This is a genomic window from Bacillus sanguinis (assembly GCF_018332475.1).
Lineage (GTDB): Bacteria > Bacillota > Bacilli > Bacillales > Bacillaceae_G > Bacillus_A > Bacillus_A sanguinis.
On sequence record NZ_BOQB01000415.1, the window covers coordinates 1 to 3,872 of the forward strand.

Genomic DNA, 3,872 nt, shown 5'->3' on the forward strand with positions numbered 1-3,872 from the left:
GATTGTAATGAGAAATAAAGTAAATGTATCTTCATCTGCCATCACAATATATGCTTCTCATTTATTTTCTCACAAATCTTGAGCGAAGTGGAAAATTTATTTTTGGGATACAGAAACTCCCCACACAAAACAAATAAACCACCTATTCATGGTAGGTGGTTCATTCACTGATTAAGTTTTCATATACTTTGTAATCTAAGCGCATATCCTTCGATACATATACTGCCTTAACAAATTGTAGTAAAAAATTCCGCATGGACTGTACATTTTCTGGATCGAACGAAAAGTTGAGTAACTCGTCTTGATATTGATTTTCCAGTGCATTCATTGCAATGTTTAGCCTTTCTTGCTTATCCTCTAACAGTTGCTGTTGCTGCTTTACTTCCTCCAAATCACTATATTTTTTCGATCTTCCTGTAAGCAATATTTCTATAAGTTTTTCATTCCAGTCGACTAGCTTCTCCTCTTTACTAGATGCATCTTCTGCATTATTCGTTTTATCAGCCTTTCCTGTCGTTATGTCCTTGTACAATTGATTAATCTTCTTATCCAACACATCAATACTTTCGATATGTTTGATTCGTTTATTCACTAATTCTTTTTGAACATTAACAATTTCTTCATGTTCTTTTTCAATTTGCAGATACGTTTGTTGTATCAAGTTTTCTCGATGTTTTTCTAATAATTTTTTTAAAACTTTCCCCATATCTTCCTTGAACTTATCATGTATTTTTTCTGTTTCTAACTTCAAACCACAATTTCTACATTCGTATAGAACCTTTCCATATTCCACTTCTTCACCATTTTTACGTTTACTTTTCGTTTTTTGATTTTTTGTTTTAAGTGGCTGTTGACACTCGTTACAATGCAATATATCTCGTAACCAAAAAGATGTACTGCTTTTTCTTACCGTTTGACTTTTTCGTCTCTCAACATATAAATAAAAACAATATTCCCATTCGTCTCGTGACATAATTGCTGGAATATTTTCTTGTTTTTCAGACCACGTCCATGTCTCCATTTTCAACTGAAGCATACCTTTTACATAACGATTCATCGTCATATATCCTGCATAGAAAGGATTCGTAATAATATATTTGATTTTGTCTTTGTACCATTTTTGTTCTATATCCCGCTGGTCTACAGTGAGTTTATTTGCAATTTGCTGGAGCCCATATCCTAATTTAAATAAACGAAAAATCTCCTGTACAACTTCCACTTTTTTATCTACAGGCTCAAAACACTCTGTTTTTTTATCATAACTATATCCATACGGTGCCTGTCCACCAGTCCATTCACCATTTTCTATTTTACTGCTGAATGTATCCCTTGTTCGTTCTGCAATTAGTACAGGTTCAATTTGAGTCAATGCATCCTTTATTGTCAGAGGAACAATTTCTCCTGTTGTATATATTTCTCTCGTACTACTTAACACAACTGGCATTCCGAGTCTTTGCATTTCTGTTCGAAACTCATTATGTTCTTTCGTATTCCTCGCAATTCTGTCATTTTTATAAGAAACGATACAATCAAACTTATTTTCCTTAGCATCTTTTATTAATCTCTGCAAATCCTTCCTTTGATCCATCGATATCTTAACAGCAGACGTCTTCGGATCAATGTATATATTATCGTCTAATAATTCACAGCCATAATCCGATAAAAAATTTCTTACAGAGTGGATTTGCGCATTCTCATCTTGTTTATCGGTGGAATATCGTGCGTAAAGCGCTATCCTACTTCCCTTTTTCAATATGTCTTCGAGACGTTGATAAGCTATTTTCTGGCTCACAATAAACCCCCTGTACCATCATAAAAGGATGTTTAAAAATAATATGATACTCATAATCACTAACATAAATCACTTCAATTATGTCACGATAAAATTCTTTTCGTTTTTCTTCGCTTAATTCCAAAATGATATTTTCATATTTCAAGTCATTACACCATTGCTGCGCTTGTTCTTTAATATGCTTGATCTCATATAATCTTTTTTGTAACTTCACTAATCGATTTTTCTCTTCTTTCAACTCATCGTAAGTCAAATCCATTTCTTTTTTATGATGAACACTTTCGTTTTTTAACCATCGATCAATTTTTTTCGCAAGCTGTATTTCTTGATTACTTACTATTCTTTCCTGCTCTTTTATCCATTTTTGTAGTTGTTCAATACTTTTCTGTTGACTACGTTTATATAATTTTTCAAAATCGCTTCGAAGCATCTTTGTAAAAAACTCTTTTCCATGTCTTATAATATCTTTTTCGATGCTATCAGCTACTACAAATACATTATGCTCTTTACATTCATAAACTTTATACGTTTTCCCATTTCGCATTCTTTCATTCGTAGTCAAATCTTTTCGGCATTCATAACATTGCAGGATTTCTTTTAACGGAAATCGAAATTTAGCTACATTAAGCTTTCGTTTAACTAGCATACCTAAAATTTTATCATTTGCTTCATTCCACTCTTCTTCATTAACAATCGATAATTCAGTTAAATACCTAGGTATCGACTGATTATTTGAGTTCATTTTTTGCGTTCCCATGTACAACGGATTAGACACAGTTTCAAAGATAAGGTTTTGATGCCATTTTGTTTTCCTTTTTAGCTTTCCTTGTTCATTTAAATCACGATACAGTTCCTGTAATGTTTTATATTTATCACTCAAAATCGCATCATATATTTCTCTTACAATCTTTAGCTCTGGTTCTATCCGTTTAATAAATGTACTATTGTCCTCACGTTTTTTCGTTTCATAACCAAAAGGCACATTACCTGATGATTTACCTGCTATAAAATTCGCAATTCTTGTTTCCATAATCCGTTCAGCAATTTGTTTTCCTTCATGCTCATTCATGGCACCTAAAATACACTCAAGATATTCACCTATTGCAGTATATGTCATAGCAATTTCATTTTCAGATGCAAAACAAACTTCAATATTATACTCTTTGAACAACTTATATAATTCCAAGTGTTCATTTAAATTTCTAGCTAATCGATCTCGCTTATATACAAGAATTCGTTCAATCGTTTCCTCTTTAATATCTTGTATTAACCTCGCCATACTTGGACGATCTAATAGCGTAATCTTTCGAGATGATACATATTCATCTTTATATTCTTCATGAATTGGTAATTTCTTTTGAACACTGTAGTGAACCACCTTAGAGCGTTGCATTACAATCGAATTTTCTTGAAGCGTTGTTGAACTTCTATAATAAGCAACTGTCCGTTTCAATAACAGGACTCACCTCCTTCTTTATTTTCAATATACGCTTGTCCATCATTTTTAGAAGTTTCTTTTAGTACCTTTTCTTTTACACACTCGATATATAAATCAAACCATTTTTGTGCTGCTTCAGGATCATGAACATATTGTACGGAACCAAGTGTTAACTTTTTCATTTCTTTCATCTTTGACATTTCAATCATTTCCTTTCCGTTTATATCTTTTTATAAGGAGCTGAACAAATTTGTTAGAAAATGTAGGAGCAACCATTCGTATGTTACGCGAAAAAAAAGGCATTAGTTTAAATAACTTCGCAGCTACACTTGATGTCTCAGCAGGATATTTAAGTCATTTAGAGACTGGTAAAACAGATAACATTCCTCTTCGACTTCTTCCAAAACTACAAGAAGAATTAGGGTTATTTAGCTCCATCCATTCATTAAATGAAACTGAACAAAATTTTGTTTTACAAGTAAATGCCATGCAAGAACCTTTATTGAATTTGCATCAACAAAACCCAGAAGCTGCTGCTTTTTTGCTTGAAACATTAGAAAAAGGACTCAATATTTTCCAACAAAACTTGAAATAATTTCTATGCATAGTATAGACACTGTCCCTTATACACCTCTCCGAGCC

At 32.4% G+C, this 3,872-nt stretch carries 4 protein-coding genes; 1 reads left to right on the forward strand and 3 read right to left on the reverse strand.

The window, feature by feature from the left end; translation table 11 throughout:
- Positions 1 to 160 precede the first annotated feature (160 nt).
- From KI369_RS26980 to KI369_RS26990, 3 genes are read right to left on the reverse strand one after another with little or no spacing between them, the layout of a single operon-like run.
- A complete protein-coding gene (locus tag KI369_RS26980; RefSeq protein ID WP_154981857.1) occupies positions 161 to 1,792 on the reverse strand; it encodes a recombinase family protein in 1,632 nt (543 codons plus the stop codon).
- Positions 1,737 to 3,245, reverse strand: a complete 1,509-nt coding sequence (locus KI369_RS26985; RefSeq protein ID WP_212958630.1) for a recombinase family protein — start codon at positions 3,243 to 3,245, stop codon at positions 1,737 to 1,739. The genes KI369_RS26980 and KI369_RS26985 overlap by 56 nt, the downstream gene beginning before the upstream one ends.
- Positions 3,242 to 3,430, reverse strand: a complete 189-nt coding sequence (locus KI369_RS26990; RefSeq protein ID WP_154981855.1) for a hypothetical protein — start codon at positions 3,428 to 3,430, stop codon at positions 3,242 to 3,244. Before KI369_RS26990 ends, KI369_RS26985 begins: the two co-directional genes overlap by 4 nt.
- A 50-nt stretch (positions 3,431 to 3,480) precedes the next feature.
- On the opposite strand from KI369_RS26990, the gene KI369_RS26995 reads away from it, so the two are divergent.
- Positions 3,481 to 3,825, forward strand: coding sequence for a helix-turn-helix domain-containing protein (locus KI369_RS26995; RefSeq protein ID WP_000892710.1), 345 nt, complete (start codon positions 3,481 to 3,483; stop codon positions 3,823 to 3,825).
- The last annotated feature ends 47 nt before the right edge of the window (positions 3,826 to 3,872 follow it).

What these genes read in the sequence shown, in the direction of transcription:
- KI369_RS26990 (WP_154981855.1), bottom strand. Translation starts at nt 3,430, where the DNA reads ATGTCAAAGATGAAAGAAATGAAAAAGTTAACACTTGGTTCCGTACAA.